The following is a 14,184-nucleotide window of genomic DNA, read 5'->3' as shown; positions in this document are numbered from 1 at the left end:
CGGGAGGACCGCCCCCGTGACCGAAACTCATCGCCGCCCGGGGTGGGATTTCGGCCGATGAGCCTCAACTCACAACTTGTGCACATTGTTTGCGAACCTCTTCACCGCTTTTCCCCTCTGGTCTGAGTGAACGGTTCAGAGGAACCGCCTCATTCTCCAGGGGGAGAGTTGCTCAGACATGTGAACAGGGCGGGGGTCCCGGCCGTCGCCGCGGCCGTCGCCGTCGCGCTCGCCGCGGGCATGACCACGCCCGCCGCTGCCCAGCCGGTCCGGCCCGCGGCCGCGGGCCCGGTGGCCTCCGCCCTCCCGGGCAAGGCCGTGCACCAGCTGACGCTGATCACCGGTGACCGGGTGTCGGTGGACGCGAAGGGCCGGGTCGTGGGCTTCGAGCCCGCGCAGGGCCGCGCCGGTATCCCGGTGCGCAAGCAGATACGGGACGGGCGCACGCTCGTCATACCCGCCGACGCCCAGCGGCTCATCGCCTCGGGCAAGCTCGACCGGCGGCTGTTCGACATCACGGAGCTGAACCGGCCGGAGAACCGCCGGGCGCAGAAGAAGGACCTGCGGCTCATCGTCAGCTACCGGGGCACGCAGAGCGCCCGGGCGAAGGCGGAGGTCCGGGACGCGGGCGCCACCCGGGTCGGCCGGAGCCTGCCGTCGCTGAACGCGCAGTCGGTCGCCACGCCGAAGGAGGACGCCCCCAGCCTGTGGGAGGCGCTCACCAGCGAGCAGACCGGCAGCCCGCAGCGGACCACCGCGGCGGGCGTCGACCGGGTCTGGCTGGACGGCAGGCGCAAGGTCGCCCTCGACCGCAGCGTCGCCCAGATCGGGACCCCGGCCGCCTGGCAGGCGGGCTACACGGGCAAGGGCGTCAAGATCGCGGTCCTGGACACCGGGGTGGACGGGACCCACGCCGACCTCAAGGGCAAGATCGCCGCGGCGAAGAACTTCTCCTCCTCGCGGGACCTGAAGGACCGGGTCGGCCACGGCACGCACGTCGCGTCGATCGCCGCCGGTTCGGGCGCCAGGTCGGGCGGGAAGTTCAAGGGCGTCGCCCCGGACGCCAAGCTGCTGGCCGGCAAGGTGCTCGGCGACGACGGCTTCGGCGACGACTCGGGCATCCTGGCCGGCATGGAGTGGGCGGTCGCCCAGGGCGCCGACATCGTGAACCTGAGCCTCGGCGGCATGGACACCCCCGAGGTGGACGCGCTGGAGGCCGCGGTCAACCGGCTCTCGGCCAAGAGCGGCGTCCTCTTCGCCATCGCGGCGGGGAACGAGGGCGACGGAGCGGGCACGGTCGGCTCCCCCGGCAGCGCGGACGCCGCGCTGACCGTCGGCGCGGTCGACGTCAAGGACAAGCTGGCGGACTTCTCCAGCCGTGGCCCGCGGGTGGGCGACGGCGCGGTCAAGCCCGATGTCACCGCCCCGGGCGTGGACATCACGGCGGCCTCCGCCCCCGGCTCGGAGATCGCGCTGGAGGTCGGTGAGAAGCCCGCGGGCTACACCACCATCTCCGGTACGTCGATGGCCACCCCGCATGTGGCGGGCGCCGCGGCCCTGCTCAAGCAGCAGCACCCCGGCTGGAAGAACACGCAGCTCAAGAGTGTGCTGGCGGCCTCGGCCAAGGCGGGCGCGTACACCCCGTTCCAGCAGGGCGTGGGCCGGATCGCGGTGGACCGGGCGCTGGCCCAGACCATCGTGAGCGACCAGGTCTCGGTGAGCTTCGGCGTGCAGCAGTGGCCGCACACCGACGACGTCCCGGTCACCCGGAACATCACCTACCGCAACCTGGGCACCGCCGACGTCACCCTCGATCTGAAGGTCACCGGCACCGGCCCGAAGGGCAAGCCCGCCCCGGCCGGGTTCTTCACCCTGGGCGCGCAGCAGGTCACCGTCCCCGCGGGCGGCACCGCCCAGGTGGCGCTGACCGCCGACACCCGGCTCGGCGGTGCGGAGACCGGCGCGTACTCCGCGTACGTCGTGGGCACCGGCGGCGGCCAGAGTGTCCGCACGGCGGCCGCGGTCGACCGGGAGCGCGAGTCGTACGACGTCACGCTGAAGGCCATCGGCCGTACGGGCAAGGCCCCGGCCGCGGCGGACTTCTCTCTGGGCGACCTGGGCGGTACGGCGGACGGCGCCTCGTTCACCGCGCCGTTCAAGAACGGGGTGGCCAAGGTCCGGGTGCCCAAGGGTACGTACGTCCTGGACTCCGACATCGTCACGGACCGGAAGAAGCCCAACCACATCGACTGGCTCGCCCAGCCGAAGCTGGCCGTCACGAAGAACACGACGATCACGCTGGACGCCCGCAAGGCCAAGCCGATCAACATCACCCTGCCGGTGAAGGGCGCCAAGGTCCGCAGCCTGCAGAGCGAGTTCTCGATCTCGACGAAGCACGCCGAGGCCACCTACAGCTGGATGGTCGGCGCCGGGGACAGCCTCCGCACCGCCCACCTCGGCCCGAAGATCACCGACGGCTCGCTCAGCCAGCGCTGGGCCGGCAGCTGGAACACCGGCGCCGCGGGCGACTACAACACCGTCTCCGGCGGCCGGGTCCAGCAGCTCGGCACGGGCTACAGCCGTACCTACAAGGCGGGCCAGTTCGCCACGGTGAAGCTGACCATGGGCGTCGGGGCGGTCAAGAAGAAGACCGGCATGGTCTACCCGATGGCCGAACTGCCGGGCGGCTACGGCCTCTTCGGCTCCCCCGCCACCCAGTCGCTGCCCGGCGTGCGCACGATCCGGCTCTCCACCACCGACAAGGCCCGCTGGTCACTGGACTTCTCCCAGCTGGGCGGCAAGGACGCCGACGGCTTCCCGGTCTACGACGCGGGTTACCTCGCCGGTGACTCCGTCGCCTACCAGGGCGGCAAAACCTACAGCCGCGCGGTCAACACCGGTGTCTTCGGCCCCCGGCTGACCCGCGACGACGGCATCTACCGGGACGGCAACGAGATCGCCGCCATGCTGCCGGTCCTGGCCGACGGCAAGGGCAACGAGGGCGGGATGCAGCTCGCGTCCGTCACGACGGTGCTCCACCGCAACGGCAAGAAGTTCGCCCAGAACAAGGACCCGCTCCAGGGCTGGGAGCCCTTCGAGGTCCCGGCGGGCGACGCCTCCTACAAGCTCACCTCGTCGGTGACCCACAGCACCAAGATCGGCCGCCTCTCCACCCGGGTGGACGTCAGCTTCTCCTTCCGCTCCAAGAAGTCGTCCACGAAGCTCCCGGCCTCCACCGCCCGCTTCACCCCCGCCATCGGATCCGACGGCTACGCGAAGGCGGGCAGGACGATCTCGGTGCCGGTGACGGTCCAGGGCTCGGCCGCCGGAAAGAACCTCAAGTCGCTGACGGCATACGTCAGTTACAACGGCGGCAAGACCTGGAAGAAGGTCACCGTGAAGAAGGGCAAGATCTCGGTGAAGAACCCGGCGAAGGGCAAGGCCATCTCCTTCGCCGCCGACATCACCGACAAGAAGGGCAACAAGTCCTCGGTGAAGATCTACAACGCCTACCTGGGCAAGTGACCCGGTACGAGGGGTAGTTCACCCCGCACGACGGCGGCCCGCCGCACGGAGAAGGTTCCGTGCGGCGGGCCGCTCGCATGTGTCCCGACAGGGGTGGCCAAGCGGCCTCAGCTGACCGGGAAGACGCCCGTGTCCAGGTCGAGTCCGAACGGTTCGGGGAGGCTGATCTTCCCGCCGTACTCGACCGTCTCCAGCACCCGGTACGTACCGGCCTCCGGCTCCCCGTAGAGCGTCGCCGTCGGGCGGCCGGAGTGCCAGGGGTCGAGGAGCAGGAACAGCTCCACCCCGGCCTTGGCGTATCCGTTGACCTTGCTGACGCGGTCGTGGTTGGCGTTGGCGCGGGAGGTGGTCTCGACGACGAGGCGGGCTTCCTCGGCGGGGACGGTGTTCCCCGGCCCGGAGGCGGTGGCGCCGTCCACGACCACGAGATCAGGGATGTAGATCCCACCCCGCCCCGGCAGGGCGACACCGAGGGTCTGGTAGATCCCCCACTCCTCCGGGATGACGGTGTAGAGCGGGCGCTGGAGCAGCGCAGCGGTGGTGCTGTGGTCCTTGGACGGCGGTGGTGACACGGTGACGATCTCGTCGATGATCTCCACCTTGCAGCCCTCGGGTGCGTCCGCCTCCTCCCAGATCCGGACGAGGACGCCCCAGTCCTGGTCGGGCCCGGACTGGACGGCGGGTGCGTCCACGGCAGCCTCCTCCGTCGGTACGTCACCGGCTCCAGGATGCCGAACGGGACCGGCGGCAGCACGTCCACCGATCCCGTTCACCCGTACGGGGAAACCGCAGGTCAGGCGATACGTTCCCGCACCACCGGCAGCGGGGCGAACGACGTGCCCGTCGGGGCGATGTCGTAGGCGTCCGGGAGGGCCTTGAGGGCGTAGTCGAACTTCTCCGGGGTGTCCGTGTGCAGCGTCATCAGGGGCTGGCCCTCGGTGACGGTGTCGCCGGGCTTGGCGTGGAGCTCGACGCCCGCGCCCGCCTGCACCGGGTCCTCCTTGCGGGCCCGGCCCGCGCCCAGGCGCCAGGCGGCGACGCCGACGTCGTAGGCGTCCAGGCGGGTGAGGACGCCGGAGGCGGGGGCGGTGATGATGTGGTGCTCACGGGCGGTGGGGAGGGTGGCGTCCGGGTCGCCGCCCTGGGCGGAGATCATGCGGCGCCAGACGTCCATCGCGGAGCCGTCGGCCAGCGCCTTCTCCGGGTCGGCGTCCTTCAGGCCGGCCGCGTCCAGCATCTCGCGGGCGAGCGCGAGGGTCAGGTCGACGACGTCCTTCGGGCCGCCGCCGGCCAGGACCTCGACGGACTCCCGTACCTCCAGGGCGTTGCCCGCGGTGAGGCCGAGCGGGGTCGACATGTCGGTGAGCAGGGCGACCGTCCGGACGCCGCTGTCGGTGCCGAGGGCGACCATGGTGGAGGCCAGTTCGCGGGCGTCCTCGATGGTCTTCATGAAGGCGCCGGAGCCGACCTTGACGTCCAGGACGAGCGCCCCGGTGCCCTCCGCGATCTTCTTGGACATGATCGAGCTGGCGATCAGCGGGATCGCCTCGACGGTGCCGGTGACATCGCGCAGCGCGTACAGCTTCTTGTCGGCGGGCGCGAGGCCGTCACCGGCGGCGCAGATGACCGCGCCGGTGGTGTCCAGGACGTTCAGCATCTCCTCGCCTGTGAGGTGGGCCCGCCAGCCGGGGATGGACTCCAGCTTGTCCAGGGTGCCGCCGGTGTGGCCGAGGCCCCGGCCGCTGAGCTGCGGAACGGCGGCCCCGCACGCGGCGACCAGCGGGGCGAGCGGCAGGGTGATCTTGTCCCCGACGCCGCCCGTGGAGTGCTTGTCGGTGGTGGGGCGCGAGAGCGCGTCGAAGTTCATCCGCTCGCCGGAGGCGATCATGGCGGCGGTCCAGCGGGCGATCTCGGTGCGGTTCATGCCGTTGAGCAGGATCGCCATGGCGAGGGCGGACATCTGCTCGTCGGCGACCTCGCCGCGGGTGTACGCGTCGATGACCCAGTCGATCTGCTCGGGGGTCAGCTCGCCTCGGTCCCGCTTGGTGCGGATGACGGAGATGGCGTCCATGGGAGTCCTTCCGGCCGGGGTGCGTGCGCGCGTGTCCACGATGACTCTACGCGCATAGAGAGGGGAAAGAGCGGTGGCCCTTCCGGGAGGGAAGGGCCACCGCCGGGGAGTGCGGGGTCAGCCGAGGTGCTGCGGGCCGAACGACTGCGGCAGCATCTCGTCCAGCGTGCGGCGCCCGTCGGGCGTCTCCAGGAGGAGTCCGGGGCCGCCGAACTCGTACAGGAGCTGCCGGCACCGGCCGCACGGCACCAGGATCTCCCCGGTGCCGTCCACGCAGGTGAAGTGGGTCAGGCGGCCGCCGCCGGTCGCCTGGAGGGTGGAGACCAGGCCGCACTCGGCGCAGAGCGAGAGGCCGTAACTGGCGTTCTCGACGTTGCAGCCGGTGATCGTGCGGCCGTCGTCCACCCGGGCGGCGACCCCGACCGGGAAGCCCGAGTAGGGGGCGTACGCCCGGGACATCGCGTCCCGGGCCGCCACCCGCAGGGCCTCCCAGTCGGAGTCGTCGAAGGGGGCGGCGGGCTCGGAGGCGGGCGAGGTCACTTGCCCTCGCCCTTCCGATAGGGCACGCCGTCCGCCTTCGGCATCCGTAGCCGCTGTGCGGCGAGCGAGAGGACCAGCAGCGTGGTGACGTACGGAGCGGCGTCGACGAACTGGCTGGGCACCTGGTCGGTGAGCAGGTACCAGGTGAACAGCAGCGCCGAGACGGCCGCCGAGATCACCGCGGAGACGTACTTCTTCTTGTAGAGCTGCCAGAACACCGCGATGACCAGCAGGATCGCCAGCAGGAGCAGCATCGCGTGGACGTTCTCCGCGCCGCCGCGCAGCTTGAGGCTGTCGGTGAAGCCGAAGAGTCCGGCGCCGAGCGCCATCCCGCCCGGCATCCAGTTGCCGAAGATCATGGCGGCGAGGCCGATGTAGCCGCGGCCGCCGGTCTGGCCCTCCTGGTAGATGCCGGTGGCGACGATCGCGAGGAACGCGCCGCCGAGGCCCGCGAGCCCGCCGGAGATCGTGACGGCGATGTACTTGTACTTGTACACGTTGACGCCGAGGGTCTCGGCGGCCACCGGGGACTCACCGCAGGAGCGCAGCCGCAGTCCGAACGGGGTGCGCCACAGGATCCACCAGGTGGCGGGGATCAGCAGCAGCGCGAGCAGGGTCAGCAGGGAGAGGCCGGTGACCAGGCCGCCGAGGATGCCCGCGATGTCGGAGACCAGGAACCAGTGGTGCTGCTGGACCTCGCGCAGCCAGTCCGAGAGCCCCGGGATGGTGATCTTGTCGATCGGGTCGATGCGCGGGGACTGCTTGGAGGAGCCGCCCTGCACACCGTCGAAGGCGAAGTTGGAGAGGTAGCGGGTGACGCCGACGGCGAGGATGTTGATCGCCACACCGGAGACGATGTGGTTGACGCCGAAGGTGACGGTGATGACCGCGTGGAGCAGGCCGCCGAGGCAGCCGCCGATGATGCCGAAGAGGACACCCATCCACGGGCCCCACTGGAACCCGGCCCAGGCACCGAACCAGGTGCCGAGGATCATCATGCCTTCGAGGCCGATGTTGACGACGCCCGCGCGCTCGGCCCAGAGGCCGCCGAGTCCGGCGAGGCCGATCGGCACGGCGAGTTCCAGGGCACCGGCGACCTGGCCGACCGAGGTGATGTCGTCGGCGCCGCTGATGAGGCGGACGAGCGAGACGAGGGCGAGTCCGCCCGCGATGATGAGCAGGACGACGGGCAGGGTGAGCTTGCGGCGGCCGCCCTTCAGCGGGGCGGGGCGTGCGGCGATGGCTTTGCTGGTGCTCACAGGGCCGCCTCCTTCTCGGTCTTGATGGCATGGCCGGCGGCGAGTTCCTCGCCGACCTTCTGCTGCTGGCGGCGGACGCCGTAGCGGCGTACCAGCTCGTAGGAGACGACGACCGAGATCACGATCAGGCCCTGCATGATCGTGGCGATCTCCTTCTCGTACCCGAACTGGTCGAGCGAGGCCGACGACTTGTCGAGGAAGGCGATCAGCAGGGCGCTGAAGGCGATGCCGAGCGGGTTGTTGCGGCCCAGCAGCGCGATGGTGATACCGGTGAACCCGATCCCGGTGGGGAAGTCGAGGCTGTACGTGTGGGTGTCGCCGAGCAGCGTCGGCATGCCCGCGAGGCCCGCCACCGCGCCGGAGATCAGCATCGAGGTGAGGATCATCTTCTTGGCGTCCACACCGGAGGCCTGGGCGGCGCTCTCGCTGGCGCCGGTGGCGCGCAGGTCGAAGCCGAACCGGGTGCGGTTGAGGACGAACCAGTAGAGCAGGCCGCAGCCGGCCGCGACGAAGGTGAAGCCGTAGATCTCGCCGCCGTCGCCCATCGGCAGGCCCGGGAACCAGCCGGACTCCGCGATGTCACCGGTGGTGAGGTTGTTGGAGCCCGCGGGCTGCTCGCCGAAGTTCTTCGGCAGGATCAGCCAGGCGATCAGAGCGGTGGCGATCGAGTTGAGCATGATCGTGGAGACGACCTCGCTCACCCCGCGGGTGGTCTTGAGGAAGCCCGCGATACCGGCCCAGAAGGCACCCACCAGCATCGCGACGACCACGATCAGCGCGATGTGCAGCGGACCCGGCAGGCTGACGCTGGCGCCGACCAGCGCGGCCATCATGGCGGCGAGGCGGTACTGCCCGTCGACTCCGATGTTGAAGAGGTTCATCCGGAAGCCGACGGCCACGGCGAGTGCGGCGAGGTAGTACGTACCGGCCTGGTTGACGATCAGGACCTGCACGTCGACGTAGCTCGCCGACTCGAACATGATCCGGTACGGCTCGAAGGGGTTGCGGCCGGAGGCGAGCAGCACCACGGTCGTCAGCGCGAGGGCCACGACCAGGGCGAGCACCGGGCCGGCGAAGCCCAGGATCAGCCGGTCCTTGTCGAATTTCTTCATCGGGCCTCGTCCTCCGGGCTTTCGAGGTGACCGGTGGCGGCGCCGGTCATGGCCGAGCCCAGTTCCTCCGGGGTGATGGTGGCCGGGTCGGCGTCGGCGACCAGTCGGCCGCGGTACATGACGCGCAGGGTGTCGGAGAGCCCGATCAGCTCGTCCAGGTCGGCCGAGATCAGCAGGACGGCCAGTCCTTCGCGGCGGGCCGCGCGGATCTGGTCCCAGATCTGCGCCTGGGCGCCGACGTCCACGCCCCGGGTGGGGTGGGCGGCGATCAGGAGCTTGGGCGCGTGGCTCATCTCGCGGCCGACGATCAGCTTCTGCTGGTTGCCGCCGGAGAGGGAGGCCGCGGTGACCTCGATGCCGGGGGTGCGGACGTCGTACTCGCGCACGATCCGCTCGGTGTCGGTGCGGGCCGCCTTGTTGTCCAGCAGCCAGCCGCGGCTGTTGGGCTTCTCGGTGACGTGGCCGAGGATGCGGTTCTCCCAGAGCGGGGCCTCCAGCAGGACGCCGTGGCGGTGGCGGTCCTCGGGGATGTAGCCGATGCCCGACTCGCGGCGCCTGCGGGTGGGGGCGTGCGAGATGTCGGCGGTGTCGAGGGTGATCACCCCGCCGTCCGGGTCCCGCATGCCCATCAGGGCCTCGATCAGCTCGGTCTGCCCGTTGCCCTCGACGCCCGCGATGCCGAGGACCTCACCCTTGTGGATGGTGAAGCCGACGCCCGCGAGGACGTCGCGGACGGTGCCGTCGGGGTCGGTGACGGTGAGCGAGAGGTCCTGGACGCGCAGCATGGGCACGTCGGTGACGGTGGACTCGCGGGTCTCCGGCGAGGGCAGCTCGCTGCCGACCATCAGCTCGGCGAGCTGCTTGGTCGTGGTGGTGGCCGGGTCGGCGGTGCCCACCGTCGTCCCGCGGCGGATCACCGTGATGTCGTCGGCGACCGAGAGGACCTCGCCCAGCTTGTGCGAGATGAAGATGACCGTCAGGCCCTCGGCCTTCAGCTCGCGCAGGTTGGCGAAGAGGGCGTCGACCTCCTGCGGCACGAGGACCGCGGTCGGCTCGTCCAGGATGAGGATGCGGGCGCCCCGGTAGAGCACCTTGAGGATCTCCACGCGCTGCCGGTCGGCGACCCCGAGGTCCTCGACGAGCACGTCGGGCCGGATGCCGAGCCCGTACGCGTCGGAGATCTCCTTGATCTTCTTACGGGCGCCGGCGCCGATGCCGTGCAGCTTCTCGCCGCCGAGGACCACGTTCTCCAGGACGGTGAAGTTGTCGGCGAGCATGAAGTGCTGGTGCACCATGCCGATGCCGCGCTCGATGGCCTCACCGGGGTTGGAGAACGAGACCTGCTCACCGTTGATGGCGATGGTGCCCTCGTCCGGCTTCTGCATGCCGTAGAGGATCTTCATCAGGGTGGACTTGCCGGCACCGTTCTCCCCGACGAGGGCGTGCACGGTGCCCTTGCCGATGGTGATGTCGATGTCGTGGTTGGCGACGACGCCGGGGAAGCGCTTGGTGATGCCGTGCACTTCCACGGCGGGGGGGCTGCTGGACGCGTTGATGACGCACTCTCCTTGGCCGGACAGGAGCGGGGGCGGAGGGGCTGGGGGGGCTCTGGTGAGCGGGGTGAAGTTATCGCGCCGGAGGGCTGTCTACACGCGTAGCGCTGCCGAATCGTGAAACAGAGGCACACGTCACCGTCCGGACGCGGGGTCCGGGCCGGTGAGGAGAGCCTGCGAGAGGCGGATCTTCTTCTTCGGGTACCGCGGGTTCTTCGAGGGTGTCGCGGTGGGGCCGCGGTGCTGCTGCGGTTCCTCCACGGCGGTACGGGCACCTCCCCGCCGTACGGGGAGGGCCCTGCGGCCCCGTCCGCCCGCCGCGCCGGTGTGCGGCGGGCGGGCGGACAGGGCCTGGTCGCCCGAGGGGCGGGCCGTCCCGGTTACGGGGCGGTCTTGACGGTGATCTTGCCGTCGATGATCTCCTGCTTGGCCTTGTCGACCGCGGCGATGACGTCGGTCATCTTGGTGAAGGCCGGGTTGGACATCGACAGGGCGACGCCGTCCTTGTCGAGGCCGTAGCGGATCTCACCGGTCTGCGGCTTGCCGTCCTTGACCGACTTGATCAGGTTGAAGACGGCGTCCGAGACGTCCTTCGTGACCGAGGTCAGGATGGACTCCTTGTAGTTGGCGAGCCCTTCCTGGTTGTACTGGTCGGAGTCGACGCCGATGTTCCACTTGCCCGCCTTGGAGACGGCCTCGATGGCACCGGAGCCGGCCAGACCGGCGGCCGAGTAGACCACGTCGGCCTTCTTGTCGAGCTGGCCCTGGGCGGCGGCCTTGCCGAGGTCGGGCTTGGAGAAGCCGTCGAAGTTCGGCGGCTGGGTCAGGTACTGCGGGAGCACGTTCACCGACGGGTCGGTGTCCTTGACGCCCTGGACGTAACCGGCCTCGAACTTCTTGATCAGCGGGGTCTCGACACCGCCGATGAAGCCGACCACCTTGGACTTGCTGACCTTGGCGGCGGCGACGCCGGCGAGGTAGGAGCCCTGCTCCTCGTTGAAGACCATGTTGGCGATGTTCTTGCCGGTCACCGAGGAGTCGTCGATGATCCCGAACGTGGTGTCCGGGAACTTCGGGGCGACCTTCTTGATGGCGGGCGCGTAGGCGAAACCGACACCGATCACCGGGTTGTTGCCGGCGCGGGCCAGCTCGGTGAGGCGCTGCACCTTGTCGGCGTCGCTCTCACCGTCGGAGGGCTCGGCCTCCTTGCCCTCGATGCCGAGGTCCTTCTGCGCCTTGGAGAGACCGGCGTAGGCGGCGTCGTTGAACGACTGGTCGCCGCGGCCACCGATGTCGTAGGCGATGGCGGCTTTGTCACCGTCGGAGTCGGAGCCCGCCGACGACGACGTCTTTCCGCCACATGCGGTGGCGCTGAGCGCGAGGGCCGCTGACGCGACGCCCACGGTGGCAATCCTGGTGATCCGGCGCAAGGGAGGCTCCTTCAAACCTGACCGAAGCGCCTCTTCCGGCGCTGGTTTCGCCGCGATCGTAACGCGCGTAGATGTCAGATAAGAGCACGTACGGAAGCCGTTATCGGATCGTCGCGAACAGAGGGTGGCGCGTCCGTCCATGGATGGCCCGCGAACAGTTCGTTACGGCTGCCCTACGACCGTCCGGCCAGCAGGGCGGCGGCCGTGAACAGCTCGACCCCCACGGTGATGGCCTCTTCGTCCACGTCGAAGTTGCCCCGGTGCAGGTCCAGACCGCGCGTGTCACCGGGCGGCCGGACGCCCAGGCGGGCCATGGCTCCGGGAACGCGCTCCAGATACCAGGAGAAGTCCTCGCCGCCGAGGCTCTGCTCGGTGTCCTCGATCGCGTACGAGCCGCGACGCTCGGTCATCGCGGCGTCCAGCAGACCGACGGATTCGGCGTCGTTCACCACGGGCGGGACGCCCCGGACGTAGTTGATCACGGTCTTGGCCCGATGCATTCCGGCCACCTCGTCCACGGCGGCGTGCACCAGGTCGGCCGCGTCCCGCCAGGCGTTCAGGTCCAGGCAGCGGACCGTGCCGGACAGCTCGGCGTGCTGGGGTACGACGTTGGGGGCGTGGCCCGTCTGGAGGCGGCCCCAGGTCAGGACGAGGCCGGAGCGGGCGTCGACGCGGCGGGCGAGCAGCGCGGGGACGTCCACGGCGACCCGGGCGGCGGCGGTGACCAGGTCGGTGGTCAGGTGCGGGCGGGCGGTGTGGCCGCCGGGGCCGTCGAGGGAGATCTCCAGGCGGTCGCAGGCGGAGGTGATGGGCCCGACGCGCAGCCCGATCCTGCCCGCGTCCACCTTGGGGTCGCAGTGGACGGCGATGATCCGCCCGACCCCCTCCAGCACCCCGGACTCGATCGCGCTGAGCGCGCCGCCCGGCATGACCTCCTCGGCCGGCTGGAAGACCAGGCGCACCGCGTTCGGCAGGAGCCCCTCGCGGTCCAGCGCCGCGAGCACCAGCCCGGCGCCGAGCACGGTGGTGGTGTGCACGTCGTGCCCGCAGGCGTGGGCCCGGTCGGGGACGGTGGACCGGTAGGGCACGTCCACCTTGGTGTCCGGGATCGGCAGCGCGTCGATGTCCGCCCGCAACGCCAGCATGGGCGTCACGCCGTCCCACTCCCCCACGTCGCAGACGAGCCCCGTGCCCACGTCGAGCACCCGCGGGCGCAGCCCGGCCTTCTCCAGCCGGTCCTTGATGGCGGCGGTGGTCCGGAACTCCTGGTTGCCCAGCTCGGGGTGCATGTGCAGATCCCGGCGGAAGGCGATCAGCTCGGCCCGCAGCTCGTCACCGAGCCTGCCGGGCAGCCCACCTCCTCCCGGCTGGTCGACCGGGTCTTCGGAACGGGCTGCGGCGCGGGACTTCAACTGGTTCACCTGGTGAAGCGTAGGCCCCTTCACCCCCCAACTGGCCACAGATCAAGAAAACTTCAACCGCACAGGGGAACGAAAGGCGGCGTGGAGGTGTGTGACGGGTCGTGACGGTGGGTATGCATTGGGGTTCTCCCCAGGTGTGCGGGGCGGTTGATACGCCCCGCCGCTCCCCTCGCGTACGCCTCTCCCACTCCCCGCCCGTGCGCCCGCTCTCCGCGCGTGCGCCCTCTCCACTTCCTACGCGTGCGCCGTCGACGTCAGCCGCTGCACCCCCCGGGCCGTCTCCGTGACCCCGCTCAGGAAGCCCTGGGCGCGCGGGGAGGCCGTCGTGCGCAGCCACTCCGGGGCGATGTCGCAGACCGCGACGTTCACCCCGGTGCCGGCCAGGGCCAGCGGGAGGGTGTGGACCACCGTGGAGGGGAAGCTCACCACGGTGTGGCCGATGGGGCCGCGGCGGGCGATGAGTTCCAGGGGGAGGTCCGGGCGGACGATCTCCAGGCCGGTGGCGGCTTCCAGGGCGTGGAGCTTCTCGGCGGACTCGCGGCGGTGGGCGAAGTAGCGGGTGGCCCCGTGGGTGCGGGCCAGGGCCGCCACCGCCTCCTGGTACGGGGCGGCGTCGACCACGCCCGTCTCCACCAGGGAGGTGCCGACCAGGTCCGCGCCCCGGCCGATGGTGGGCGGGCCGAAGCGGGCGCGGGTCCAGGTGAAGGCGTTGGCGGTGACGGTGATGCCCTCGGGGGGCTCGACCGGCATCGCGGTGAAGACCTCCACCGCGTGCCGGGCCGTCGGGGTGAAGCGGCGCCGCGCGGTGGCCGTGACCGGGGCCAGGACCAGCTCGCGCGGCCCGCCCCGGCCCTTGCGGTGCCAGCGGGTCAGCCGCTCGCCCCGGGCCAGCTGGGCGACGAACTCCATGGTCGCCGTGCCGTCGTCGACCACCGTGAGGCGCTCGGCGCGGACCAGGGTCAGCAGGAGCTGCACGTAACGGGAGAACGGGTCGCCGATCACGATGTGGTCCGCGCGCCTGACCAGTCCGGCCAGGGCGCGCAGGGCCTTGAGAGGCGCGCCGGACTCCCCGCGCGCCTCCTGCCAGCGGACCGCGATGCCCTCGTCGCGGGCCAGCTCCGCCATCCGGCGCAGCTGACCGCGCGACATCGGGTCGACCGGGGGGAGAACGACGACCGTGGTGGCGGCCGGATCGTCTCCCCCCTCGGTGTGCACCCACTCCAGGACGTTCAGGAGCTGGACCGGGCTCTCGACGAAGGCGAGGTTCACCGGT

At 70.8% G+C, this 14,184-nt stretch carries 11 protein-coding genes; 1 reads left to right on the top strand and 10 read right to left on the bottom strand.

Going from position 1 to position 14,184, the window contains the following annotated elements:
- Positions 1 to 180 precede the first annotated feature (180 nt).
- Complete coding sequence (locus ACQ9ZG_RS21710) at positions 181 to 3,525, top strand: S8 family peptidase (protein ID WP_499281117.1); 3,345 nt, start codon at positions 181 to 183, stop codon at positions 3,523 to 3,525.
- A gap of 107 nt (positions 3,526 to 3,632) precedes the next feature.
- On the opposite strand, the gene ACQ9ZG_RS21705 is transcribed toward ACQ9ZG_RS21710, so the two are convergent.
- The 10 genes from ACQ9ZG_RS21705 to ACQ9ZG_RS21660 all read right to left on the bottom strand — a co-directional run bounded on the left by ACQ9ZG_RS21705 (position 3,633) and on the right by ACQ9ZG_RS21660 (position 14,180).
- A complete protein-coding gene (locus tag ACQ9ZG_RS21705; protein ID WP_109915708.1) occupies positions 3,633 to 4,217 on the bottom strand; it encodes a Uma2 family endonuclease in 585 nt (194 codons plus the stop codon).
- 101 nt (positions 4,218 to 4,318) lie between these two features.
- On the bottom strand, positions 4,319 to 5,596 hold the full coding sequence (locus ACQ9ZG_RS21700) for a thymidine phosphorylase (protein WP_109915707.1): 1,278 nt from the start codon (positions 5,594 to 5,596) through the stop codon (positions 4,319 to 4,321).
- 117 nt (positions 5,597 to 5,713) lie between these two features.
- The gene (locus ACQ9ZG_RS21695) at positions 5,714 to 6,136 is read right to left on the bottom strand and encodes a cytidine deaminase (protein WP_028416569.1); all 423 of its coding nucleotides are present in this window, start codon (positions 6,134 to 6,136) and stop codon (positions 5,714 to 5,716) included.
- Entirely contained in the window at positions 6,133 to 7,395 is a 1,263-nt protein-coding gene (locus ACQ9ZG_RS21690; protein WP_018490957.1) for an ABC transporter permease, read from the bottom strand. Before ACQ9ZG_RS21690 ends, ACQ9ZG_RS21695 begins: the two co-directional genes overlap by 4 nt.
- Entirely contained in the window at positions 7,392 to 8,507 is a 1,116-nt protein-coding gene (locus ACQ9ZG_RS21685) for an ABC transporter permease (protein WP_028416571.1), read from the bottom strand. Before ACQ9ZG_RS21685 ends, ACQ9ZG_RS21690 begins: the two co-directional genes overlap by 4 nt.
- Positions 8,504 to 10,087: an ABC transporter ATP-binding protein gene (locus ACQ9ZG_RS21680; protein ID WP_078562533.1), complete on the bottom strand. Its 1,584-nt coding sequence runs from the start codon at positions 10,085 to 10,087 to the stop codon at positions 8,504 to 8,506. The genes ACQ9ZG_RS21685 and ACQ9ZG_RS21680 overlap by 4 nt, the downstream gene beginning before the upstream one ends.
- A 108-nt stretch (positions 10,088 to 10,195) precedes the next feature.
- Positions 10,196 to 10,321 carry a hypothetical protein gene (locus ACQ9ZG_RS21675; RefSeq protein WP_018490954.1) on the bottom strand — a complete coding sequence of 42 codons (126 nt, stop codon included), beginning with the start codon at positions 10,319 to 10,321 and terminating at the stop codon, positions 10,196 to 10,198.
- Positions 10,322 to 10,440: 119 nt separating this feature from the next.
- Positions 10,441 to 11,490 (bottom strand): BMP family lipoprotein, encoded by a 1,050-nt coding sequence (locus tag ACQ9ZG_RS21670; RefSeq protein WP_028416573.1) that lies wholly within the window; start codon positions 11,488 to 11,490, stop codon positions 10,441 to 10,443.
- 173 nt (positions 11,491 to 11,663) lie between these two features.
- The gene (locus tag ACQ9ZG_RS21665) at positions 11,664 to 12,902 is read right to left on the bottom strand and encodes an amidohydrolase (RefSeq protein WP_028416574.1); all 1,239 of its coding nucleotides are present in this window, start codon (positions 12,900 to 12,902) and stop codon (positions 11,664 to 11,666) included.
- A gap of 243 nt (positions 12,903 to 13,145) precedes the next feature.
- A complete protein-coding gene (locus ACQ9ZG_RS21660) occupies positions 13,146 to 14,180 on the bottom strand; it encodes a hypothetical protein (protein WP_018490951.1) in 1,035 nt (344 codons plus the stop codon).
- Positions 14,181 to 14,184: the final 4 nt, after the last annotated feature.

Origin of the sequence: Streptomyces araujoniae, assembly GCF_050871195.1 — a bacterium.
Classification (GTDB): domain Bacteria; phylum Actinomycetota; class Actinomycetes; order Streptomycetales; family Streptomycetaceae; genus Streptomyces; species Streptomyces bacillaris.
The sequence above is the reverse complement of the archived record's forward strand: the minus strand, read 5'-3'. Positions and strand labels throughout refer to the sequence as shown.